Genomic DNA, 23,219 nt, shown 5'->3' with positions numbered 1-23,219 from the left:
TTTTATTAAATTAATTTTTTATTTGCTGAACATAAAACAGGCTTAAACATCTTTCTTTGTCAGATAAATTAAACGCAAAATGTCTTTAATATAGTTAGGATTAATGACGTTATTAAAAATCTCAATTAAGATATAAAAAGTTCTTTAAAAACTCTACAACTTTAATTGGCTGATTCAGATCAAGTTCTTTAATGGAAGAATTTAATGGTTCGTCACATGCAATAGCTATCGTAAACTGATCCATATAAAGTGGCTTTTGAATTGTGCTTCTATGGCAGATAATTTTGGGTATATTTTCTTCTTTAAATCCTTCCACTAATATAATATCAACATTAGTAAACTGATTAATCAGCATTTGTAAATCGGTTGGATTATTGGGTGTCTCTTCAATTAATGCATAACGATTATCACATGCAATAATTGTTTGTGATGCCCCTGCTTTACGCAGTTCATAGCTATCTTTACCCGGAATATCTACTTCAATATTGTGGTGAGCATGCTTTAATATACCAACTTTGAAATCTTGTTTAATCAATAATGGGATGATTTTCTTTAGTAATGTTGTCTTACCGCTACCACTGTAACCACTAATTCCAATAATTTTTCTATTGTTCATAAACGCTCTGCCTTAACATGTTATATTGTAGTAAAATTGATATTACATTATTTTATACAAAATGGTTTGAATAAAGGTAATGATATGTATGATTTTTTGAATGATTATAACCAAACTATGCATCCAGATTTACTTAAAGACTTTATTGATATTACTCATAAAAAATTAAGTGGCTATGGGTTAGATTATTACTGTGAACAAGCAAAAGATAATATAAAAAAAACATTAAAATCACCTTATGCAGACATTCATTTTATGCATGGTGGAACTATTACTAATTTAACGGTAATTTCTCATATTTTAAGACCCTATCAAGCTGTAATTTCAACTGAAAGTGGACATATTAATGTGCACGAGGCAGGTGCAATCGAGGCAACAGGGCATAAAGTACTTACTGTAAAAACAGAAGATGGAAAATTAACACCTGAATTAATTAAGCCAATTTTAAAACACCATAGTGATGAGCATATGGTACAACCTAAGTTAATTTATATCTCAAATACGACAGAACTTGGCACAATTTATAGCAAACAAGAACTCAAAAAGTTATATCAGTTTTGTCAAAATAACCATCTCTATCTTTATTTAGATGGAGCACGGTTAGCAATGGCATTAGCGTCAAAGGATAACGATATAACCTTTCCTGATTTAGCTAAATATACAGATGTATTTTATATAGGCGGTACTAAAGTAGGGGCTTTTGCTGGTGAAGCGCTGGTATTTAATAACCTGTCGATTAATCAAGGCTTCCGATTTAGTATGAAACAAAAAGGAGCAATTCTTGCTAAAAGTTGGATTGTTGGTGTACAAATGAATACCCTGATGCAAAATAATCTATATATTAAACTTGGCAAACAAAGTAATGACATGGCCGATAAGCTAAAAACACTATTTGAAAATGCAGGTTTGACTTTTAAAGCTAAACCACAAACTAACCAGTTGTTTGTCAATTTTCCTAATAAAGTTGCGAAAAAAATATTGGATTATTACTCAGTCGATAATCTTGGGCAAACAGACAATAAACATATTTGTTTAAGATTTTGTACTTCATGGGCAACCCAAGATGCAGAAATAGATAATTTCGCTAAACAGATGAAAAAATGGATTAAATAAAATTGTAATATTTAATCTATTAACTTATCAATACGTCTATTTGATTTACCTTTTCAAGCATTTGTGGCGTATTGATATTGATAAAACAAGTAGAATTATCACTAAAATCAACCGCAATAGCATTGATTTCTTCTAGAAACAACATTAGTTTACGCTCACCTTTTTCTAAGAAAGCTTTAAGCGGGGCTAATACTACTTTATGAATCAATAAAATGGTTGGGTGGTTATATTCATTATCAAATGGATAAATAGCTTTATGAGTATCTATATGTTTTCCTAAACGTAGGATTAAATCATTGGGTAAATAAGGGGTATCACAACTAACAAATAAATTCCAATCAGTTGTACTATGCAATAACCCACTATAGATACCTGCGAGTGGCCCTAAATTACCCGATAAATCATCAGAAAATATAGGATAACCAGCAAGTTGGTATTGTGTAAAATGTCGATTACAGTTAATCATAATCAAATCAACTTGAGGTTTTATACGGTCAATTACGTGCTGATAAAGTGGTTTTCCCTTTAATAACAATAAGCCTTTATCTTCCCCCTGCATTCTTGTACTTCTTCCTCCGGCTAAAATGATCGCAGTAATGGACAATTTTTTCATGAATTATTTCTCTTTTTACATTGCGAAAAAACAAAATAACATTACTATATAACAAAGTTATTTCAAGTTGCAGAAAATAATTTTTTTTTAGATATATGTCTAAAGTAAATTATCACCTTCAACACTGTTAAAGGCTTAAAAAAGGTATTGATTATGAAATGTCATCGTATTGATGAAGTAATGGAGCTATTACAGCCAGCTTGGGAAAATGATTCTGATTTTAACTTATTACAGTTTTTAGATAAGCTTGGGCAAGAAGCTGGTTTTGAAGGCGAATTAAAAGATCTTAGTGATGAAGTTTTAATTTATCATTTAAAAATGCGCGGTTCGGATAAAAATGAAGTTATCCCGGGATTGAAAAAAGATTATGAAGATGATTTTAAAACCGCGCTTTTAAAAGCTCGCGGGATTATTAAAGAATAAGGAGAATTGTTATATGAAAAAAACGCTCATTGTTATGGGAATATTACTATCATCTGCAAGTAGTTTTGCAGAAGAAACAAAAAAAGAATTAAAATCTGAAGCATTACAAACAGTAGCCATTACAACTTCATCAGCACCAATTGAAGCAGGTAAACAATATATTACATTACCTACTTCCCCATCACCCGATAAAGAAGTGATCGAGTTTTTTTCATTTAATTGCCCTAGTTGTTTTAGATTTGAAACACAATATCATGCTACCAAAATTATTGATGATAGTTTACCTGAGGGTATAAAAATTAAACGTTATCATTTAGAAGATTTTGGTCCACTGGCAAAAGATCTTGCTCAAGCATGGGCGATTTCAAATATACTTGGTATTGAAGATAAGGCATCACAAGCCCTCTATTATGCAATCCAGAAAGATCATTCAATAAAAACGGCTGATGATATCAAAACTGTTTTTGCTAAGTTAGGGATTGACGGTGAAACTTATGATAAAACTAAAAACAGCTTTTTAGTAAAAGCTTTTATGGCACAGCAGGCTACTGCTATTAAAGAGCTACAACCAAAGAGCATTCCGACAGTTATTGTAAACCGTAAGTTTTACATTAACACACAAGGGCTTGATTCTTCAAGTGAGGAAGCATTTATAAAAGATTACGCTAGAGTAACATCGTTTCTTATTGGCTTAGATCCAAATAAAAAATAAAAGAATATTCAAAACAAAAATAGTTTACTTTGTTAATGATTATCCTTGATATTGAGCTGTTCTTGAAAGCCATGCTCATATTAGAAAAACTCATTATCCAATGATAACATTAATATTTATTTCATTAAAAATTTAAATCCCTTTATACAATCATATAATACAAAGGGATTTAAATTTTATTAAGCTATCATTCACGTTCTAAGGCATAAATAGGATCTAATTGTGCTGCGCGTCTAGCAGGGAAATAACCAAAAATAATACCAATTATACTTGAGAAACTAAATGCCGCTACAATAGCTGTTGCAGAGAAATTCATTGCAAATGATGTAACAACAGAATTAAAAATAAATCCAATAGCAAACGAGAGTATAATACCTATTGTTCCGCCAATTAAACATACTAATACAGCTTCAATTAAAAATTGCTGTAATATGTCACTTGACCGAGCACCAACAGCCATACGTACGCCAATTTCTCGTGTTCTTTCTGCGACCGATACTAGCATAATATTCATCACCCCAATGCCACCAACAATAAGTGAAATGAGTGCAATAGCCGAAACCAAGAGTGTCATAACCCAAGCTGATGAGTTAATGGTTTCTCGTATATTGTCTGAGTTAAAAATAAAAAAATCTTTTGTTCCATGTCGTTTTAACATAATTTGATTGATAGCTTGTTCTGCAATTGATAAATCGACATTATCTTTAACCCGTACTGTGATGCTTTTTAACGAAGTTTGACCCACCATACGATTAATCACAGTGGTATAAGGTAACCAAATATTCAAGTTTTCATTACTACCAAACCCTTGTTGTTGTTTAGTGGCAACGCCAATGATTCTTACGGGTAATTGACCGGCCATTAAAATTTTTCCAATAGGGTTTTGATCTGCAAATAGTCGCTTAACGGTATTTTCATCAATTACTGCATCTTGTGCTGAAGTAATAATACTTGTTGCATCAAACGATTTTCCTTGAGAAATCGTATAACCACGAACTGCAAAGAATTGCTCTCCAACACCATTTACTGTTCCTGTCACAGCTAAATTGTTAATTCGAAAATAAACACCCGTAGAAAGGTTTGGCGTGGTGCTGTGAACAAAACTTTGTTGAGCCAAAAAATCGGCATCAGATGAGCGTAATGTAGTAATTTTATCCGCATTACGATCACCAAATCCCGATCCTGCATAGATTTCTAACGTGCTAGTTCCTAACGAGTTAATGTTAGATAAAATTTTTTGCTTTGTACCTTGTCCTAATGCAACAACAGAGACTACCGAGGCAATACCAATAATTATGCCTAACATGGTTAAAAAGGTCCGTAATCGCTGCGAACGCATTGATAACATAGCCATTTTAAAAGCATCTCGAAAACGGTAATATTTTGCCAGTAGATTATCTTGAGTTCTGGTTGCTTCGATTTGCTTAACTTGCCGATTATCATTTTGTTCAGATTGATAATTAAGGTTAATAGAATCAGAAATGATATTACCGTCACTAATTTCAACAATCCTTTGGGCACTTTGGGCAATATTTGAATCGTGGGTAACAATAATAACTGTGTGACCTTGTTGATGTAATTCTTGTAATATAGCCATTACTTCTAAACCACTTTTGCGGTCGAGTGCTCCTGTTGGTTCATCAGCTAAAATGATTTGTCCACCGTTAATTAAAGCTCTAGCAATACTGACTCGCTGTTGTTGCCCTCCAGATAACTGGTTAGGTTTGCTGTCTATTTTTTCGGCAAGACCTAATCGTGTTAAAATTTCGTTCGCTCTTTTTTGACGTTGTTCATTGGTAACACCAGCATAAATAGCAGGGATTTCTACATTGCCTTGTGCGGTTAATGCATTTAATAAATGGTAACGTTGAAAGATAAAACCAAAATGCTCACGGCGTAATTGAGCTAACTCATCAGGTGACAATTGACTTGTTGTGCGCCCTCCAATGGAATAAGTGCCTAAGGTCGGTTTATCTAAACAGCCTAGAATATTCATCAAAGTGGATTTACCCGATCCTGATGCACCAATAATCGCCACCATTTCACCCGCATTAATTGTCAGATTTATGCTTTTAAGAACCTGTATGGTTGAATCGCCTGCTGGAAATTCACGAACAATATTCTCAAGCTTAATAAGAGGTATATTATTGACCATATTAGAATCGAATCCTTGGGGCTCTTGCATTATTAACACCTAGTGAAGCACCATTAGTGCCACTGACCACAACCATATCACCCTCTTTAATCCCCGATTTTATTTCAACATTGACATTATTATCGATACCCAAAGTAACTTCGTGTTCTTCGATATCATTATGTTTATTTAATAGGTAAATAATGGCTTTATTATTACCTAATTTTTTTTGAATTGCTTGAGATGGAATGGTTAGTACATCTTTTGCCTCAGACAAGACAATATAAACTTGCGCTGTCATTGAAATTCTTAAAACATGGTCAGGATTATCTACATCAAATAGTCCATTATAATAAATTGCGCTTTTTGTTGTTGATAATGAGCTTGACGAGGTTGTTTCGGTATTAATTGAGTCAGGTGCAGGCTCTATAGCCCTTAGTGTTAAACCATCAAAACGTCTATTAGGTTGACCTAAAATGGTAAAGTAAACAGGCATTCCTTTTTTTACATTGATCACATCGGCTTCAGAAATTTGCGCTTCAATAGTCATTTTATCAAGCTGTGCGACTTTAACAATAGTTGGTGCACTTTGAACAGAGTTAACCGTTTGCCCTTCATTGACTGGAATTGCAACAATCACTCCATCAATGGGAGAGCGAATTTTAGTATATCCCAAATTAACCTTGGCGGTATCGACAGCAATTTGTGCTTTAACAATATCAGCATCAAGTGCTGCAATATCGGCTTTGATTGCATCAAGTTCGGCTTTTGCCGCATCTAAATCCGATTGAATGCCAACGCCTTTATGAACGAGTTTGTACTGGCGATCATAGGTTAACTGATAGTTAACTAATCTCGCTTTTTTTGCTTGACGTTGTGCCTCTAAACTATTAAGTGAAGCTTCAGATTGTTTTAAATCATTGCTTTGTTTAAGATCGTCAATCTCAGCAATCATATCGCCTTGTTTAACTTCATCGCCCAACTCAACATAAAGTTTTTTAATTTGTCCAGAAACTTGTGCCCCTACGCTAACTTGTTTAAAAGCACTAATAGTACCATCGGCTAATACCGTTTTCTCAATATTACCTTTGGTAACCGGTGAGGTAATATAATTAATCGTCGATTCTGAAGGGGAAATAATTAAATATGCAAAATGTATGATTGCAATAATAATGATTGCCACAACTATATATTTAAATTTAATAAATTTTAACAACCTTTTTCATCCTTTAATTTTTTTGCTATTATGTTAGCATTGTATAGTAATAAATTAGTTGGCATTGATAACTATTCTTAATAAATTGTAATAATTACGAAAATTAACTAGCACAATTTATTTAAAATTTATCTGAAAATCCACATTCAAACTATTAAATTATTATCTATTTAATCAATGATTAAACAATCTTTATTCGGATTTATTTTGTATTGCGCTATAATGGCACAAATTTTTACTAAGTTGATAAAGATAATACAGAAATGGCATTAAAAATAACTAACAAGTGTATTAATTGTGACATGTGTGAACCAGAGTGCCCTAATGAAGCTATTTCAATGGGCTTTGATATATACGAAATTGATTACAATAAATGTACAGAGTGTGTTGGTTATTATGATCACTCAACTTGTCAACGAGTTTGCCCAATTCAAAATGCTATTATTGCAGATCCTGAACATATTGAAACACATGAACAATTGTTAGCTAAATTTAAAGTACTAAAAAATTCTTGAAAATACATTAAATTGATTTCACTTCAACCCGTAGCTCTTTCGGAATTTCAAATGTTATATTCTCTAAACTGCCATTCGTTTCAATTAATGTAGTACAACCTAAGCTTTTTAAATGAGTAATAACTTGTTGTACTAAAATATCCGGAGCTGAAGCTCCTGCCGTAACACCCACAATATGTGCGTTAATTAGCCACTCTTCTTGAATATCAGATGCAAAATCAATTAGGTAAGCTTGTTTACTATTTCGCCTTGCCAGCTCAGCTAAGCGATTAGAATTCGAAGAGTTTTTTGAACCCACAACAAGTACAATATCAGCTTGTGTTGAAAGCTGTTTAACTGCCTGCTGGCGATTAGTTGTGGCATAACAGATATCATTTTTACGGGGACTGCGAATATTAGGAAAACGCTTTTTTAAAGCAGTAATGATTTCGGCTGTATCATCAACTGATAACGTGGTTTGAGTGGTAAAGCAAAGGTTATTTTCGTTTTTTACCTGTAGATTTTGTACATCATCAATTGATTCAATTAAATAGATGCCTCCTTCAGGATTGTTATATTGTCCCATGGTGCCATCAACCTCGATATGACCAGCATGACCGATTAAAATAACCTCCTCACCACGATAACTGGATCTAGCCACTTCCATATGTACTTTGGTTACAAGGGGACACGTGGCATCAAAAACACGGAGTTTACGTTGTTTGGCATCGTCTCGGACCGCTTTAGATACACCATGCGCTGAGAAGATAAGAATAGTATCATCAGGAACTTCACTAATATCCTCGATAAAAATTGCCCCTAATTTTTTTAAGCGATTGACCACATAGCGGTTATGTACAACTTCATGGCGGACATAAACCGGGGCCCCAAAGAGTTCTAATGCTCGCTCAACGATAGTAATAGCACGATCAACACCGGCACAAAAACCACGCGGATTAGCTAAAATAATTTTCATATTACTCAGTCTTTTTGTTTTTTCTAAAACTACTAAGGATAAATAATCCAATACCAATACAAATTGCACAGTCTGCAATATTAAAAGTTGGATAGTGCCAATGACCAAAATTGACATCAAAAAAGTCAATTACAAAGCCATGATACAGGCGATCGAATAGATTACCTAATGCACCACCTAAAATAAGTGATAATGAAAAATTTTCCAATTTTTTGCTACACGAATTACGATATAGCATATGTATAATTGCGGTACTAATAATTAAGGCAATAGTAACAAGCATCTCACGTTGCCCTTCAAAAATACTAAATGCCGCACCAATGTTACGTACATAAGTGATAGAGAAGAAGGGTAAAAGGTTTAATGATTCAAATAGTGAGAATTGATCTATAATTAAAAATTTGCTTGCAATATCAATCACAAAAATCACAATTGTAACAAGTAACCAGTAAAGCCCATTATCTTTTTTCATATAGTCTGCTCATTATTATATTTCCGCCGACGAATTGCCGGCGGAAAATAGGGATATTTCTTACAGCGCTAAATCTTAGCACTATTATCTGTTTTGATTTTTATTATGCAAAATGTCTAACTTCACCATTACCGTGAATGTTTTGTTCACAACGTTTACATAAATGCGTTGTTGGCTCATTGTCTGTTGTATAATGCCAGCAACGAGGACATTTATCACCTTGCGCTTTAGCTAATTCAATTTTAAGACCTTGAATATCACTTTGCACGGCGTTTTCTGGTGCTGTTTGTAACGGTTTTACACTCGCTTGCGAGGTGAGTAAAACAAAACGTAATTCGTTTTCTAACTTAGTTAAGGCGTTAGCAATCGCTTCATCAGCATAAAGCGTAACTGCTGCTTCAAGCGCTCCACCAATTACTTTATCGTTACGACCTTGTTCTAGGACTTTATTTACTTCACTACGAATCGCCAAAATTTGCGCCCAATATTCACTATTTAATGCTTCGCTTTCTGGCAATGTAAATAGTGCTGTATACCACTCATCTTCAAAAACAAATTCTTGTTTATCAGCCATTGGTAAATATTGCCAAATTTCATCAGCAGTGAATGATAAAATAGGTGCAATCCAACGAACCATTGCTTGCGCAATATGATATAAAGCGGTTTGGCAACTGTGACGGGCAATACTATCACTTTTTGCTGTGTATTGACGATCTTTAATGATATCTAAATAGAATGATCCCATTTCGATTGAGCAAAATTGCATAATACGTTGTACGACTTTATGGAAATCATAATTTTCATAAGCTTGAACAATTTGCTCTTGTGCTTCTTTTGCCATACTAACCGCCCAGCGATCAAGGACAACCATATCTTCTGGTTTTACCATATCTTTAGCTGGATCAAAGCCATTTAAATTCGCTAATAAAAAGCGTGCAGTATTACGAATACGGCGATAACTATCGGCAGCTCGTTTGATGATTTCATCAGAATAGTTCATTTCTCCAGAATAATCTGTTGAAGCAATCCATAAACGTAAAATATCGGCACCAAGTTTATTCATTACATCTTGTGGAGTAACAATATTACCAAGCGATTTTGACATTTTACGTCCTTGTCCATCGACAACAAAACCATGTGTTAATACTTGTTTATAAGGGGCTTTATTATCAATTGCTGTTGATAACATTAATGAAGACATAAACCAACCACGATGTTGATCTGATCCTTCTAAGTACATGTCAGCTTCGTGTCCTTCAAATTCAGGTCGAGCACGAACCACTGACGAAAATGTCGATCCTGAATCAAACCAAACGTCTAGCGTGTCAGGCACTTTGCGATAATTTTCTGCATCCGAACCAAGTAGCTCTTTGATATCGGCATCCCACCATGCTTGAATTCCTTTTTGTTCGACTAATTTGGCAACTTTTTCAACCAGTTCTAGCGTATTTGGGTGCAGTTCTTCGGTCTCTTTGTGGACAAATAATGTCATTGGAACGCCCCATGTACGTTGTCGAGAAATACACCAATCAGGGCGATTTGCTACCATGGTTTCAATACGCGCTTGTCCCCAATCTGGAATCCAACGAACTTGCTTAATCTCTTTTAATGATTGCGCCCTTAAACCTTGTTTATCCATGCTGATAAACCATTGTGGTGTTGCACGGTAAATCACCGGTGTTTTATGTCGCCAACAGCATGGGTAACTGTGTTCAATATTTTCAAAATGTAATAATGCATTGTGTTCTTTTAATATTTCAACTACCACTTTATTGGCTTTGAATACAAATAGACCATCTAACCCTGCGCCAGTTCCCGGTAAGTAGCAACCATTACCACCAACAGGATTTGCCACTTCTAGACCATATTTTTGACCTACCATAAAGTCTTCTGTACCATGGCCTGGTGCGGTGTGCACTGCGCCAGTACCCGCATCAATTGTGACGTGATCGCCAAGTACAATAGGTTCATCAAAATCAAGAAATGGGTGTTTGAAGCGTAATAATTCAAGTGCATCACCTTGGCAACTACCTAAGATTTTCCAATCACTGATATTTGCGCGTTTCATCACAGCTTCAACTAAATCAGCAGCTAAAATTAAGCACTCTTTATCATTGATTTGAACTAATTGATATTCAAATTCAGCATTTAAAGCAATCCCTCGGCTAGCAGGTAATGTCCAAGGGGTTGTTGTCCAAATAACGGCATAAATAGTTAAGTTTGTTGTGATGCCAAATTTGTTTGCTACGGCTTGATTATCAACCGCTTTAAATTTTACATCAATGGCTGGCGATGATTTGTCATAATATTCTACTTCGGCTTCGGCTAATGATGACATACAATCGGTACACCAATAGACAGGTTTAGCTCCTTTAACTAAGTGACCATTTTTAATTACTTTACCTAAAGCACGAATAATATTGGCTTCGGTATCGTAATTCATTGTAAGGTAAGGGTTTTGCCAATCACCAAGCACACCCATGCGAATAAAATCAGCTTTTTGTAGTTCAACTTGTGAAGCTGCGTAATCGCGGCAAATTTGACGAAATTCAGCAGATGTTACTTTTACACCTGGTTTACCAACTTGCTCTTCCACTTTTTGCTCAATAGGTAGGCCATGACAATCCCATCCTGGAATATACGGGGAATCATAGCCACTTAAGCTTTTTGATTTGATAATAATATCTTTAATTATTTTATTAACTGCATGACCTATATGAAGTTTTCCGTTTGCATAAGGAGGACCATCATGCAAAATAAAAGCTTTTTTGCCTTTTTTTACTTGTCGGATCTTTTGATAAAGTTCTTTATCGTACCAGTTTTGCAACATAGCTGGTTCACGTTTAGCAAGATCACCTCGCATCGGGAATCCAGTTTCCGGTAAATTCAATGTGTTTTTATAGTCTGTCATGCTGATTTATTCCAGTTAATTTTGTTGATACTAGTTTTTAATTAGTTAATTGTGCACTGATCTTTTTCGCAGTGCAAACATCTAGTGCAATTTGTTGTTTTAATTCTGCTAATGAGTCAAATTTTTTCTCATCGCGTAATTTTTTGATGAACGTTATGTCTAAATATTGTCCATATATATTACCCGAAAAGTCAAAAAGGTTTACTTCAAGTATTGCGGTTTTTCCGTTAATAGTTGGTCTTATCCCAATATTGGCAATACCGTGATAATGCTGATTATTGCAGATATTTTTGACTTTAACGAAATAGACTCCTTGCAGTGCAGGCTTTTTTCGATGCAAGTGAATATTTGCCGTTGGAAATCCCAATTCCCTTGCTAAAGCATTGCCATGGACTACACGACCTTGAATTGTATAATTGCGGCCTAATAGGCAATGAGCCAATTCAAAATCACTATTCAAAAGTGCTTGACGAACAGCAGTACTACTTATACGAAAATTATTCCAAACAAATGTTGGTATGCTTTCTACTACAAAATCATGATTACGAGAATATTGTTCGAGAAGATTGATATCCCCTTTACGTTCAGATCCGAACCGAAAATCATCTCCAATTGTAATATATTTAGCTTTTAACTTATTAATCAACCAATCTTGAATAAAATGATCGGCAGACATATTGGCAAAAGTTTGGGTAAATGGAATAGCAATAATATAGTCAATACCTAATTTTTCAATAAAAATAACTTTTTCATAAAATGAAGTTAAGCGTGACGGCGCATTATCTTGGGCAAAAAACTCTAGTGGCTGCGGCTCAAATAACATCACAACTGAGGGTAAATTTAATTTTTTCCCTTGTTTAATAAGATGATGAATTAATTGCTGATGTCCTAAATGTATGCCATCAAAATTGCCCAGTGTCAGTACACATTGAGTAAATTGATTTTTTAAATTTGCAATGCCTCGGATAATCTTCATGAAAAAAATGCTGTTTATCAATGGTTATATTTATCTTAAATAGCCGAGAATTATACCAATCTTTCTTGAAGATGCACGTACTATAAAGATAGTTTATATTAATGTTTTACTTTTGTTATAAAAATATATCTAGTTTTAAAAAGTGCCATAATTACAACAGGTAAACAATCGTTAACTGCTTAATAATGATTTAAAGCTCGTAAGAATTCTTGTCGGGTACTTGGATTAGTTTTAAATCCGCCACCAAGGGCTGTTGTGGTGGTAATACTGCTAGAATCCTTAATACCACGTGCTTTTACACAATAGTGAGTTGCGTCAATTGAAACAGCAACATTAACTGTTCCGAGTAAAGTTTGTAGTGCAATTAAAATTTGCTGAGTTAACCTTTCTTGTACTTGTGGTCGTTGTGAAAAGAACTCAACAATACGATTAATTTTAGACAATCCAATCACTTTATCTTTCGGAATATAAGAAACCGTTGCTTTACCATCAATTGTGACAAAATGATGCTCACAAACACTGGTTAAAGTGATGTCACGAACGGTTATCATTTCGTCTACTTGCATTTTATTTTCGATTAACGTGATTTTTGGGAAATTTTCATAATAAAGACCTGAAAAGATCTCATCAACATACATTTTGGATACTCGATGCGGGGTTTCTGCCAAGCTGTCATCATTCAAATCAAGTTCCATGAGCTTCATAATTTCACGAAAATGAGCTTCAATTTTGCTTTTACGCTCATGACTATCCATTACTAAACGGCAGGATGGAGTTTCAAGATTTTTATCAGCGAGTGCTTCTTTGACTTTTTGCGCAGCAAGACTTAATTCTGTCATTTATTAAATACTCAAGCAAAAATAGATGGAATATTATATAACAGTTATAGGGCAAGATATAGTTTTTACTTGTGGTTTTATATTGGAACGTATAGTAATCTGAAACTTTTTTACACTATATTATTAGTGATGATAAGAATATTATGGCTAAATATAGGTTATACTGTTCACTATCGTGTTGAATAATGATTGAGTAACTATGATGTCAAACAAAACGCCGATTATCTTAATTGATGGATCTTCTTATCTTTACCGTGCTTTTTTTGCATGCCCACCGTTAACTAATGCCAAAGGTGAACCAACAGGGGCTATTTTTGGTGTGATTAATATGATTCGTAGCTTGCTTAACCAATACAACCCTACGCATATTGCCGTGGTTTTTGACGCTAAAGGTGGCTCCTTCCGTAACGAGATTTATTCTGAGTATAAAGCAACGCGTGAAGCAATGCCTGAAAACCTTCGCCCTCAAATTGAGCCCATTCATACTATATTAAAAGCTATGGGCTTACCTCTACTTTGTATTGAAGGAGTTGAAGCTGATGATGTAATTGGGACATTAGCTAGGCAAGCAGAAAAAGAGAATTTAGAAGTATTAATTAGCACTGGTGATAAAGATATGGCGCAATTGGTCAGTGATAAAATTACACTAATTAATACTATGAATAATGTGGTACTTGATCCACAAGGGGTGATAAATAAATTTGGTGTTCCTCCTGAAAAGATTATTGATTATTTAGCTTTAAGAGGCGATTCATCCGATAACATTCCAGGTGTACCTGGTGTCGGTGAAAAAACTGCTCAGAGTTTATTAGCTGAGTTTGATAGTATAAAAGATATTTATAATCGATTAGATGATATTGAAAAATTATCGATCCGAGGTGCGAAATCATTAAAACAAAAATTAATTGATAATCAGAAAGAAGCTGAACTTTCTTATTTACTAGCAACGATAAAAACTGATGTTAAATTAGATTTTACTAATGACCAACTGATGGTGAGTAATATTGATATTAATGCACTTGCTGAATTATTTGATAATTATGGATTTCATCGTTGGCGAAAAGAGTTAACTACAGGTACTTTTTTAAAACAGCAGAAAAATGCCGTAGTAAATACCACCGATAATTTATCACTATTTTCGGTAGATGAACAGCTAGCTTTTCAGAAAAACAAAGAGGCTGATTATCAATGTATATTAACTAATGAACGGTTAGATGAATGGGTTACAAAATTAACTAATTGTAAGCAATTTTCTTTTGATACCGAGACCGATAGTATAGATCATGTGCATGCTAAATTAGTTGGCATATCACTAAGTGTTATACCTCATCAAGCAGCTTATATTCCACTTGCACACCAATACTTAGGTGCACCCAAGCAGCTATCGTTAGATCAGGTATTAGCTAAATTAAAACCAGTATTTGAAAATCCCAAAATCAAAAAAATCGCCCAAAATGCCAAGTACGATTATAGTGTATTGGCGAATTATGGTATTAAAGTACAAGGGATTGCTTTTGACACTATGCTTGAATCTTACGTACTAAATAGCACAGAACGTCACGATATGGACAGTATGGCAAACCATTACTTAAATTATAAAACAATTACCTTTAATGAATTGACTAAGTTAGATAAAAAACAACTCACTATTGACGAGATTGATGTGGAAAAAACCACGCAATATGCAGCTGAAGATGCTGATATTACTTTGCAATTGCATGAAAAATTATGGCCAGAGCTAGAAAAATACCAAGAATTAACAAAGTTATTTTCTGACATTGAAATGCCACTTGCGATTGTGCTTGCCGAAATGGAAAGAACCGGTGTACTGGTCGATGCTAAACAACTAAATGACTATTCTAATGAATTAGCTAAAAAGCTATTGCAAATTGAAGCAGAATTACAGTTTCTAGCTGGTGAAAAATTTAATCCTGCCTCACCTAAACAGATACAAACTATTCTATTTGATAAACACAATTTACCGATCTTGAAAAAGACGCCAAAAGGAGATCCTTCAACCAGTGAAGAAGTATTAAGTGAACTGGCTAATCAGTACGAACTCCCACGCATGATTCTGTTTTATCGTGGATTAGCCAAATTAAAAAATACTTATACCGATAAATTACCATTGATGATAAGTCCAATCGATCATCGTATTCATACTAATTATAATCAAATTGGTACAGTAACTGGAAGGTTATCGTCGAATGATCCGAATTTACAAAATATTCCAGTTCGTAATGAAGAAGGACGGCGAATTCGCCAAGCATTTATTGCGCCAAAAGGTTATAAAATTATTTCAGCTGATTATTCACAAATTGAACTACGTATCATGGCACATCTATCACAAGATAAAAGCTTACTTAACGCTTTTGCCCATGATAAAGACGTTCACCGCGTAACCGCTAGTGAAATATTAAGCAAACCAGAATCAGAAATCAGCTCTGAAGAGAGGCGGCGTGCTAAAGCAGTTAATTTTGGTTTGATTTATGGAATGAGTGCTTTTGGCTTATCAAAACAGATTAATATAGCCCGTAAAGAAGCGCAGTTTTATATTGATCGTTATTTTGAGCGTTACCCCGGTGTTCAGAAATATATGGAAGAAACTCGCCAATGTGCAGCGGAACAAGGTTATGTTGAAACTTTATCAGGTCGACGTTTATATCTTCCAAAAATTACTTCAACAAATAATATTGAAAAACGTAGCGCTGAGCGAGCAGCTATTAATGCACCAATGCAAGGAACTGCAGCCGATATTATTAAAACAGCCATGATTAAGGTAAGCGAATGGATAAAAAGCTTACCTGTAGGTAATATTAGAATGGTTATGCAAGTACACGATGAGTTAGTATTTGAAGTAAAAGAAGAATTAGTTGAGCAATATAAAGCTCAGATAAAATCAATCATGGAAAATTGCTATCACCTATCTGTACCATTAAAAGTGGATGTCGGTGTGGGTAATAATTGGGATGAAGCGCATTAATCATACTAAACCCGTGCCAAATAAATCAGCCTTAAAAAATAACTAAAGGCTGATTTTATACTTAACCAATTGCTTTAATAAAACTTTTTACAAATTATATATTAACTTTCTAACATGAATCGAACTATTGCCGAAACCTTTAGGCGTGTTAGAATAGGCAACTAAAATGAGTGAATATCAAAATGTTATCCTATTGATTGATATTTTCGAATTAAAAAAGAGCGCAAATCACCGCTTTGTGGTATCAGCTTCGTTTCTGTTTTTATTAGGATTATTTCATGAAAATTAAAACCCGTTTTGCTCCAAGCCCAACTGGCTATTTGCATGTAGGTGGTGCACGAACAGCACTTTATTCTTGGCTATATACTCGTCATGCAAAAGGCTCGTTTGTACTGCGCATAGAAGATACCGATCTTGAGCGCTCAACGCCTGAAGCGATTGAAGCAATAATGGAAGGTATGAATTGGTTAAAATTATCATGGGACGAAGGTCCTTATTATCAAACTAAACGTTTTGATCGTTATAATCAAGTCATTGATGAAATGTTAGCCAAAGGTACAGCTTATCGCTGCTACTGTTCTAAAGAACGTCTTGAAAAATTGCGTGAAGAGCAAATGGCCAAAGGTGAAAAAGCGCGCTACGATGGGCATTGCCGTTGTGCTTCAGTACAACAAGAGCATACTCATGATGAGCCACATGTTGTTCGTTTTGCTAACCCTACTGATGGCACTGTTATTTTTAATGATTTAATCCGTGGTCCAATTGAGATTGCTAATAAAGAGCTTGATGATCTTATTATTCGCCGCACTGATGGTTCACCAACTTATAATTTCTGTGTTGTTGTCGATGATTGGGATATGGAAATTACCCATGTTATTCGTGGTGAAGATCACATTAACAACACACCTCGCCAGATCAATATCCTAGAAGCATTAGGTGCACCAATTCCTAAATATGGTCATGTATCGATGATTTTAGGAGATGATGGACAAAAACTATCTAAACGTCACGGAGCGGTTAGTGTCATGCAATATCGTGATGATGGTTACTTGCCCGAAGCATTACTTAACTATTTAGTGCGTCTTGGTTGGTCACACGGTGATCAAGAGATATTCTCTGTTCCTGAAATGATTAGCTATTTTTCATTAGATGCGGTTAGTAAATCAGCCAGTGCCTTTAATACTGAAAAATTACTTTGGTTAAATCACCATTATATCAATCATCTTGATGCGGATTATGTTGCTCAACATTTAATTTGGCATATGAACCAACAAAGATATGATTTATCAAAAGGTCCAGATCTTATCACTATTATTAAGTTATTTGGTGAACGTTGTAAAACGCTTAAAGAGATGGCTGAATCATGTGCTTATTGCTATCGAGATTTTGAAGATTTTGATGTCGATGCGGCTAAAAAACATTTGCGCCCAGTCGCCAAAGAGCCATTAGAAACAATTAAAGCAAAAATTGAAGCTATTGCTGACTTTGATTGGCAAATTGATAAAATTCACCATGCGATTGAAGCAACTGCAACCGAACTTAATGTTGGTATGGGTAAAGTTGGTATGCCATTACGCGTTGCTGTAACAGGTATCGGGCAATCGCCATCGGTTGATGCTACTGTTTTTGCGGTTGGTAAAACCCGTACTCTTGATCGAATTGATAAAGCACTAGTTTATATTGCTCAACGAGAACAAGCATAATAAGAACAGTATCATTTTATTGCCGGATGATATTGTAATCTGGCAATATCTTTCCTTTGATTAGTTGAGAGTTTAGATATGGCTCGCTTAAAAAAATGCTATTGGGTTTTACTTAGTATTGCACTAATCATTATGCTATTGAGCTTAGGTGTGCGACAATATTGGCTATCATTTAAAGATAAATATCACCTATCAGCAGATTGCCATGGCGTCAGTGTGAACTTTAATGGCTTAGCTATTGATGAAATAACTGTCTCTCAAACATCGCAATACTCACTAATAGCAAAAAAATTACTGATCTCATTGTCGCAGTTATCGGTTGATGAACTCGATATTCATTGGCAATCAGGCGACAAAAAAGTAATAGATGTAGCTCAAAAGGAAATGGTTGAAACGCTTGATCAAAATTTCAACCAAGACACTAGCAAATCCGATATTGATTCGTCATTCCTTTCAACGATACTTTACTGGTTACCATCAAAAATTTATATTAATTCGTTAAGATTTTATGCACAAAATAACGAACAATTTAACGTAAAAGTTGATATCACCAAACAGCAAGAAGCAATACAGTTGGCCATGTCAACCAATAGCCAATATATTGCGAAACTGTCGGCTAATTTGCAATTTAATACAACTGATTCACGTATCGATATACAAAATGGGCTTTTTACCACAACGGTAAACCAATTTGGTATTGAAAATGGGCAACTAACTTTGCCGTTCAATGGTTGGGTTACTCGTAACCAGCTAAATTTATTCAGTTTAAGTAATGCTTCTATTAGTTTAACTAAAGCTAACCTTTCTGATGATCTAATGTTAGCGGATTCAGTTGGTAATTTAATATTTCAAGTTGAGTCTGCCATTCCATTTGACAATAATCAATTATCTGCCACAACACAGCTTGCTATTAATAAACTCAATGGTATTTATAAAAATAGCGAAATAAAATCTGTGACAGGTAATATTAATCTTGTTGTCAAGAATAATCAGTTTACTCTTTCAAGTCCAGCACTGAGTATACAAGAAGTCAATATGGGACTATCTCTTGAAAAGATCAAATTAACTGGAGAGTATTTTGCTTCAATTAATGCCCCTGATAAAGGAATCATCAGTTGGACTAAAGCACAAGCAAATATTTTTTCTGGAATTATTTTTCTTGATAAAAACAAGCTTAATTTAGCTAAATTACCCCAACGATTTAATTTAAGGTTAAAACAGATACAACTAAAAGATATTTTTAAGCAATATCCTTCTGAAGGGCTTGCTGGTGATGGTGTAATTGATGGTGTTTTACCTATTACGTTATCAGAGATAAAGAAAAAGGGTGAAACAGCTTTAAAATTTGTCATTAAAAATGGCAAGTTAGTTACGATCAACGAGGGTTATTTACAATTTGAAAATTCTGCCCTCAAAAGCTATGGGCAAAATAACCCCAATATGAAAATACTCGCTGATATTATTAAAAATTTTCATTATACTAAGCTAACAGGTACTGTTGACTATGCCAATGAAATTGCCAGACTAGGATTAAATATTCAAGGTAACAATTTAAATGTTGAAAATGGCAAAGCAGTTAATTTAAATATCAATCTTGAAGAAAATATCACTAAATTACTTATGAGCTTACAGCTATCTGATGAAGTTAGTGAGCCTATTCGTAAACGTATTGAAGCATATTTAAAAAAGAAATCTTCAAAATAAGAGGTTATTTTATGGTACGAAATGTTATGGTAATTATGGTATTAGTTGGAACATTAATCGGATGTTCACCAACAGTTAAAGTTCAAGCACCGAGTGAACCAATTAATATCAATTTAAATGTTAAGATAGACCATGAAATTAATATTAAGGTTGATAAAGCGTTAGATAATATAATCAATAAATCTGGATTATACTAATTGATAGATTTTATTTTTATCTGTCTTTTTGATTATAAGTATTAAAAACCCATACTCACATTTAAATAAATAAAATATGATGTATTTATTAAGGAGTCTGTTATGAATATCTGTAAAAAAGCAACCTTGGCATTATTTTCAGTTATGTTATCTTTTTCTGTGCTTGCATTGAATTTGGATCAAGCAATGGATTCATTAAGTCAAGCCAAAGCTCAAGGGATAGTTGGTGAACAGGCTGATGGTTATTTAGGTGTAGTGAAAAACGAAGGTAACGCTTCTGAAATTGCGCAATTAATTAATCAGGCTCGTAAAGAGCAATATCAAAAAGTATCAGCCGAAAGTAATATTCCTTTAAGTGAAGTAGAAAAAAAAGCAGGCACTAAAGCACAAGAAAAAACCCCAACAGGGCAATATATCAAGCGACAAGGTCAATGGTTAAAAAAATAATTGCTACTTTTTTCAGTAGTAAGAAAAGTATAATCACATTATGCTTTAATTGTGTATAAATAATGTGTATTCTGTTTGTTTAAATATTTGTTTTATGTTTAACAAAATAAAAAAATTTATCTAGTTAGTTTTTACTTGTAACAGTATCGCTTATGCGATTTGAAATGGAGAAAATCAATGTGTTCGATTTTAGGTATTCTTGATATTAAATCAGATCCAGAACAATTACGAACAAAAGCATTAGAACTATCATGCCTACAACGTCATCGTGGTCCTGATTGGTCTGGTATTTTTGCTTCTGATAAAGCAATTCTTGCTCATGAACGTTTATCAATTGTAGATGTTAATACAGGATCTCAGCCGCTTTATAATAAAGATAAAACATTAGTTTTAGCAGTAAATGGCGAAATTTATAATCATCAAGAACTCCGAAATCAGTACAAAGATCGTTATGAGTTTCAAACAGGCTCTGACTGTGAAGTGATTCTTGCTTTATATCAAGAAAAAGGTATTGATTGCCTTGATGAATTACAAGGTATGTTTGCTTTTATCCTTTATGATATCAATAAAGGGAGCTATTTTATTGGCCGTGACCATATTGGTATTATTCCAATGTATACAGGTCATGATGAAAATGGCACATTTTATGTTGCCTCTGAAATGAAAGCATTAGTTCCTGTTTGTAAAACAATTGAAGCTTTCCCTCCGGGATGCTATCTATCTAGTACCGAAGGTGAAATCAAAACGTATTACAAACGTGACTGGATAGATTACGAAAATGTGAAAGATAATAAGACGGATATTAATGCACTGCGTGTTGCATTAGAAGAGTCTGTAAAAAGTCATTTAATGTCTGACGTGCCATATGGTGTTTTATTGTCAGGTGGACTTGATTCTTCCGTCATTTCAGCGATCACTAAAAAATTCTCAGCACGTCGTGTTGAAGATCACGAAAAATCAGAAGCATGGTGGCCACAGTTGCACTCATTTGCTGTAGGTTTAAAAGGTGCTCCAGATCTTAAAGCTGCACAAGCGGTTGCTGATCATCTAGGTACAGTTCACCATGAAATTAACTTTACCATTCAAGAAGGTATTGATGCGATTCGTGACGTAATTTATTTCATTGAAACTTATGATGTAACCACAATCCGTGCATCAACACCAATGTATTTAATGGCACGAAAAATCAAAGCAATGGGAATAAAAATGGTACTTTCTGGTGAAGGTGCTGATGAAGTGTTCGGCGGTTACCTCTATTTCCACAAAGCGCCAAATGCTAAAGAATTCCATGAAGAAACTGTACGTAAATTAGCTGCACTACATATGTATGATTGTGCACGTGCGAATAAAGCAATGGCGGCTTGGGGCGTTGAAGCTCGAGTACCATTCCTTGATAAAAAATTCTTAGATGTCGCAATGCGCATCAATCCAAATGATAAAATGTGTGGTAGCAATGGCAAAATGGAAAAACATATTGTCCGTGAAGCATTTGAGTCTTACTTACCAGCATCTGTTGTTTGGCGTCAAAAAGAACAATTTTCTGATGGTGTTGGTTATAGTTGGATTGATACATTAAAAGAAATTGCAGAAAGTAAAATTACTGATCAGCAATTAGAAAATGCAAAATTCCGCTTCCCATATAATACGCCAACTTCGAAAGAAGCTTATATGTACCGTGAAATTTTCAATGAACTATTTCCAGTTGAAAGTGCGGCTCATTGTGTACCTGGCGGTCCAACTGTTGCATGTTCAACTGCTAAAGCAATTGAATGGGATGAATCATTTAAGAACTTAAATGATCCATCTGGGCGTGCAGCGGTTGGTGTTCATAACGACGCTTATAAAAAATAATTGGTTTTAGCGATAATTATTTGATAAAAAAACGGGAAATATTTCCCGTTTTTTTATTAACGATAGACTAAATTAAATTATTAATGCGCAACGCCTTTTGGTGCACCAATCGGTAAAATAGTACGACCAAATTGCTCATTAATCACTTCTGCCATTGCCAAATAAACAGCACTTGCTCCACAAATAATGCCTTCAAAACCAGCAATATGAATAATACTATGATTACCTGAAATATTACCAATAGCTAATAAAGCAAATAAAATGGTTAAACTAGCAAAAACAAATTGTAATGCGCGGTTACCTTTTAATGTACCAATAAACATAAAGCCAGTAAAAATCCCCCATAACGCAAGGAAAATACCAACAAAAGTCGCATCAGATGGCGCTGTCGCTGATGAAGTTGGTAAATACCAAATACCCACTAACGCAATCCAAAAGAAACCATAAGAAGTAAATGCAGTAGTACCAAACGTATTACCTTTTCTAAATTCTAAAATGCCAGCAATGACTTGTGCAAGTCCACCGTAAAAAATACCCATTGAAACTATTACTGTCATAACAGGAAAAAATCCTGCATTATGGATATTTAATAAAATTGTTGTCATACCAAATCCCATTAGCCCAAGTGGGCCTGGATTTGCAAGTTTAGTTTGTTCCATAAAAATCCTATAAATTAAATATTATGATTAAAAAGAGCAGCAATAATAAGTGTAGAAAACTTTACAATCAAGATTTAAGCAAAATTATTTTTTTTTACCCCTTGATATTGCCAAGAATGTTCCCATTTTATGTGGAAACAAAAACATTTCATTGTGTAAATTAAGGGCTTGAAATTACAG

Annotated in this window: 20 protein-coding genes; 10 read left to right on the top strand and 10 right to left on the bottom strand. The window is 34.3% G+C overall.

Annotated elements, in window-relative coordinates:
- Window positions 1–121: 121 nt before the first annotated feature.
- Complete coding sequence (gene mobB / locus A9G48_RS00335) at window positions 122–616, bottom strand: molybdopterin-guanine dinucleotide biosynthesis protein B (RefSeq protein WP_034947884.1); 495 nt, start codon at window positions 614–616, stop codon at window positions 122–124.
- Between the two features lie 84 nt (window positions 617–700).
- Here mobB and A9G48_RS00330 point away from each other — a divergent pair, with 84 nt between their 5' ends.
- Entirely contained in the window at window positions 701–1,729 is a 1,029-nt protein-coding gene (locus A9G48_RS00330) for a threonine aldolase family protein (RefSeq protein WP_034947881.1), read from the top strand.
- Window positions 1,730–1,748: 19 nt separating this feature from the next.
- Here the strand turns inward: A9G48_RS00330 and mobA are convergent, their stop codons facing one another.
- On the bottom strand, window positions 1,749–2,342 hold the full coding sequence (mobA, locus tag A9G48_RS00325; RefSeq protein WP_034947878.1) for a molybdenum cofactor guanylyltransferase MobA: 594 nt from the start codon (window positions 2,340–2,342) through the stop codon (window positions 1,749–1,751).
- A gap of 153 nt (window positions 2,343–2,495) precedes the next feature.
- On the opposite strand from mobA, the gene A9G48_RS00320 reads away from it, so the two are divergent.
- Together A9G48_RS00320 and A9G48_RS00315 are read left to right on the top strand one after the other, a co-directional pair.
- Window positions 2,496–2,765: a YihD family protein gene (locus A9G48_RS00320; RefSeq protein ID WP_034947876.1), complete on the top strand. Its 270-nt coding sequence runs from the start codon at window positions 2,496–2,498 to the stop codon at window positions 2,763–2,765.
- 13 nt (window positions 2,766–2,778) lie between these two features.
- A complete protein-coding gene (locus A9G48_RS00315; RefSeq protein ID WP_081295294.1) occupies window positions 2,779–3,477 on the top strand; it encodes a DsbA family protein in 699 nt (232 codons plus the stop codon).
- Window positions 3,478–3,664: 187 nt separating this feature from the next.
- Here the strand turns inward: A9G48_RS00315 and A9G48_RS00310 are convergent, their stop codons facing one another.
- Both A9G48_RS00310 and A9G48_RS00305 read right to left on the bottom strand, forming a co-directional pair.
- Window positions 3,665–5,662 carry a MacB family efflux pump subunit gene (locus tag A9G48_RS00310; protein WP_237745941.1) on the bottom strand — a complete coding sequence of 666 codons (1,998 nt, stop codon included), beginning with the start codon at window positions 5,660–5,662 and terminating at the stop codon, window positions 3,665–3,667.
- The gene (locus A9G48_RS00305) at window positions 5,634–6,827 is read right to left on the bottom strand and encodes an efflux RND transporter periplasmic adaptor subunit (RefSeq protein ID WP_051825425.1); all 1,194 of its coding nucleotides are present in this window, start codon (window positions 6,825–6,827) and stop codon (window positions 5,634–5,636) included. Before A9G48_RS00305 ends, A9G48_RS00310 begins: the two co-directional genes overlap by 29 nt.
- A gap of 263 nt (window positions 6,828–7,090) precedes the next feature.
- On the opposite strand from A9G48_RS00305, the gene A9G48_RS00300 reads away from it, so the two are divergent.
- The gene (locus tag A9G48_RS00300) at window positions 7,091–7,342 is read left to right on the top strand and encodes a YfhL family 4Fe-4S dicluster ferredoxin (protein ID WP_034947874.1); all 252 of its coding nucleotides are present in this window, start codon (window positions 7,091–7,093) and stop codon (window positions 7,340–7,342) included.
- Between the two features lie 7 nt (window positions 7,343–7,349).
- On the opposite strand, the gene ispH is transcribed toward A9G48_RS00300, so the two are convergent.
- The 5 genes from ispH to folE form a co-directional block, all read right to left on the bottom strand.
- Entirely contained in the window at window positions 7,350–8,297 is a 948-nt protein-coding gene (gene ispH / locus A9G48_RS00295; RefSeq protein ID WP_034947872.1) for a 4-hydroxy-3-methylbut-2-enyl diphosphate reductase, read from the bottom strand.
- Between the two features lies 1 nt (window position 8,298).
- Window positions 8,299–8,769 (bottom strand): signal peptidase II, encoded by a 471-nt coding sequence (gene lspA / locus A9G48_RS00290; protein WP_034947870.1) that lies wholly within the window; start codon window positions 8,767–8,769, stop codon window positions 8,299–8,301.
- Window positions 8,770–8,872: 103 nt separating this feature from the next.
- Window positions 8,873–11,680, bottom strand: coding sequence for an isoleucine--tRNA ligase (ileS, locus tag A9G48_RS00285; protein WP_065575630.1), 2,808 nt, complete (start codon window positions 11,678–11,680; stop codon window positions 8,873–8,875).
- Between the two features lie 37 nt (window positions 11,681–11,717).
- On the bottom strand, window positions 11,718–12,656 hold the full coding sequence (gene ribF, locus A9G48_RS00280) for a bifunctional riboflavin kinase/FAD synthetase (RefSeq protein WP_065569320.1): 939 nt from the start codon (window positions 12,654–12,656) through the stop codon (window positions 11,718–11,720).
- 179 nt (window positions 12,657–12,835) lie between these two features.
- The gene (gene folE / locus A9G48_RS00275) at window positions 12,836–13,495 is read right to left on the bottom strand and encodes a GTP cyclohydrolase I FolE (RefSeq protein WP_034947864.1); all 660 of its coding nucleotides are present in this window, start codon (window positions 13,493–13,495) and stop codon (window positions 12,836–12,838) included.
- A 202-nt stretch (window positions 13,496–13,697) separates the two neighbouring features.
- On the opposite strand from folE, the gene polA reads away from it, so the two are divergent.
- The 6 genes from polA (at window position 13,698) to asnB (ending at window position 22,380) form a co-directional block, all read left to right on the top strand.
- On the top strand, window positions 13,698–16,478 hold the full coding sequence (gene polA / locus A9G48_RS00270; protein ID WP_034948105.1) for a DNA polymerase I: 2,781 nt from the start codon (window positions 13,698–13,700) through the stop codon (window positions 16,476–16,478).
- Window positions 16,479–16,756: 278 nt separating this feature from the next.
- Window positions 16,757–18,181: a glutamate--tRNA ligase gene (gene gltX / locus A9G48_RS00265; protein ID WP_034947861.1), complete on the top strand. Its 1,425-nt coding sequence runs from the start codon at window positions 16,757–16,759 to the stop codon at window positions 18,179–18,181.
- Between the two features lie 78 nt (window positions 18,182–18,259).
- Entirely contained in the window at window positions 18,260–19,885 is a 1,626-nt protein-coding gene (locus tag A9G48_RS00260) for an intermembrane phospholipid transport protein YdbH family protein (RefSeq protein WP_034947858.1), read from the top strand.
- 11 nt (window positions 19,886–19,896) lie between these two features.
- On the top strand, window positions 19,897–20,082 hold the full coding sequence (locus A9G48_RS00255) for a YnbE family lipoprotein (protein WP_034947855.1): 186 nt from the start codon (window positions 19,897–19,899) through the stop codon (window positions 20,080–20,082).
- 102 nt (window positions 20,083–20,184) lie between these two features.
- Window positions 20,185–20,529 carry a YdbL family protein gene (locus A9G48_RS00250; protein ID WP_034947852.1) on the top strand — a complete coding sequence of 115 codons (345 nt, stop codon included), beginning with the start codon at window positions 20,185–20,187 and terminating at the stop codon, window positions 20,527–20,529.
- Between the two features lie 177 nt (window positions 20,530–20,706).
- Window positions 20,707–22,380: an asparagine synthase B gene (gene asnB / locus A9G48_RS00245; protein ID WP_065575629.1), complete on the top strand. Its 1,674-nt coding sequence runs from the start codon at window positions 20,707–20,709 to the stop codon at window positions 22,378–22,380.
- An 80-nt stretch (window positions 22,381–22,460) separates the two neighbouring features.
- Here the strand turns inward: asnB and satP are convergent, their stop codons facing one another.
- Window positions 22,461–23,039: an acetate uptake transporter gene (gene satP, locus A9G48_RS00240; protein WP_065575628.1), complete on the bottom strand. Its 579-nt coding sequence runs from the start codon at window positions 23,037–23,039 to the stop codon at window positions 22,461–22,463.
- Between the last annotated feature and the right edge of the window lie 180 nt (window positions 23,040–23,219).

Source organism: Gilliamella sp. wkB18, from assembly GCF_001690875.1.
In the GTDB taxonomy this organism is placed as follows: Bacteria; Pseudomonadota; Gammaproteobacteria; order Enterobacterales; family Orbaceae; genus Gilliamella; species Gilliamella apicola_A.
The sequence above is the reverse complement of the archived record's forward strand: the minus strand, read 5'-3'. Positions and strand labels throughout refer to the sequence as shown.

Bases quoted from the DNA above. Each gene is read 5' to 3' on its own strand.
- gltX (WP_034947861.1), top strand. From the start codon at position 16,757: ATGAAAATTAAAACCCGTTTTGCTCCAAGCCCAACTGGCTATTTGCAT.
- asnB (WP_065575629.1), top strand. From the start codon at position 20,707: ATGTGTTCGATTTTAGGTATTCTTGATATTAAATCAGATCCAGAACAA.
- A9G48_RS00300 (WP_034947874.1), top strand. From the start codon at position 7,091: ATGGCATTAAAAATAACTAACAAGTGTATTAATTGTGACATGTGTGAA.
- A9G48_RS00315 (WP_081295294.1), top strand. From the start codon at position 2,779: ATGAAAAAAACGCTCATTGTTATGGGAATATTACTATCATCTGCAAGT.
- A9G48_RS00255 (WP_034947855.1), top strand. From the start codon at position 19,897: ATGGTACGAAATGTTATGGTAATTATGGTATTAGTTGGAACATTAATC.
- polA (WP_034948105.1), top strand. From the start codon at position 13,698: ATGTCAAACAAAACGCCGATTATCTTAATTGATGGATCTTCTTATCTT.
- A9G48_RS00320 (WP_034947876.1), top strand. From the start codon at position 2,496: ATGAAATGTCATCGTATTGATGAAGTAATGGAGCTATTACAGCCAGCT.
- A9G48_RS00310 (WP_237745941.1), bottom strand. From the start codon at position 5,662: ATGCAAGAGCCCCAAGGATTCGATTCTAATATGGTCAATAATATACCT.
- lspA (WP_034947870.1), bottom strand. From the start codon at position 8,769: ATGAAAAAAGATAATGGGCTTTACTGGTTACTTGTTACAATTGTGATT.
- ispH (WP_034947872.1), bottom strand. From the start codon at position 8,297: ATGAAAATTATTTTAGCTAATCCGCGTGGTTTTTGTGCCGGTGTTGAT.
- A9G48_RS00330 (WP_034947881.1), top strand. From the start codon at position 701: ATGTATGATTTTTTGAATGATTATAACCAAACTATGCATCCAGATTTA.
- satP (WP_065575628.1), bottom strand. From the start codon at position 23,039: ATGGAACAAACTAAACTTGCAAATCCAGGCCCACTTGGGCTAATGGGA.
- A9G48_RS00260 (WP_034947858.1), top strand. From the start codon at position 18,260: ATGGCTCGCTTAAAAAAATGCTATTGGGTTTTACTTAGTATTGCACTA.
- ileS (WP_065575630.1), bottom strand. From the start codon at position 11,680: ATGACAGACTATAAAAACACATTGAATTTACCGGAAACTGGATTCCCG.
- mobA (WP_034947878.1), bottom strand. From the start codon at position 2,342: ATGAAAAAATTGTCCATTACTGCGATCATTTTAGCCGGAGGAAGAAGT.
- folE (WP_034947864.1), bottom strand. From the start codon at position 13,495: ATGACAGAATTAAGTCTTGCTGCGCAAAAAGTCAAAGAAGCACTCGCT.
- A9G48_RS00250 (WP_034947852.1), top strand. From the start codon at position 20,185: ATGAATATCTGTAAAAAAGCAACCTTGGCATTATTTTCAGTTATGTTA.
- ribF (WP_065569320.1), bottom strand. From the start codon at position 12,656: ATGAAGATTATCCGAGGCATTGCAAATTTAAAAAATCAATTTACTCAA.
- mobB (WP_034947884.1), bottom strand. From the start codon at position 616: ATGAACAATAGAAAAATTATTGGAATTAGTGGTTACAGTGGTAGCGGT.